General features: G+C 47.8%; 1 protein-coding gene. It reads left to right on the forward strand.

Annotation, left to right across the window (positions count from 1 at the left end; all coding sequences use genetic code 11):
- On the forward strand, positions 1 to 210 hold a 210-nt coding region (locus BBB58_RS15500; protein ID WP_244150752.1), incomplete at its 5' end, for a zinc ribbon domain-containing protein.
- Positions 211 to 224 lie beyond the last annotated feature (14 nt).

Below are 224 nucleotides of genomic sequence, written 5' to 3' on the forward strand. Positions count from 1 at the left end.
GTCCGACAGTTGGAATACAAATGCAAGTTCTACGGACGGACGCTCATCAAGGCAGATCCCTGGTTCGCATCGACGCAGATCTGTTCTTCTTGTGGCGTCAAAGGCGAGAAGAAGACGATGGATGTTCGTGAATGGACGTGTACTCATTGCGGTGTTCATCATGATCGAGACATCAACGCGAGCATCAATCTGTTGATGTTGGCAAACTAAAACGAATTCCTTCA

Origin of the sequence: Exiguobacterium profundum (assembly GCF_001909285.1) — a bacterium.
In the GTDB taxonomy this organism is placed as follows: Bacteria; Bacillota; Bacilli; order Exiguobacteriales; family Exiguobacteriaceae; genus Exiguobacterium; species Exiguobacterium profundum.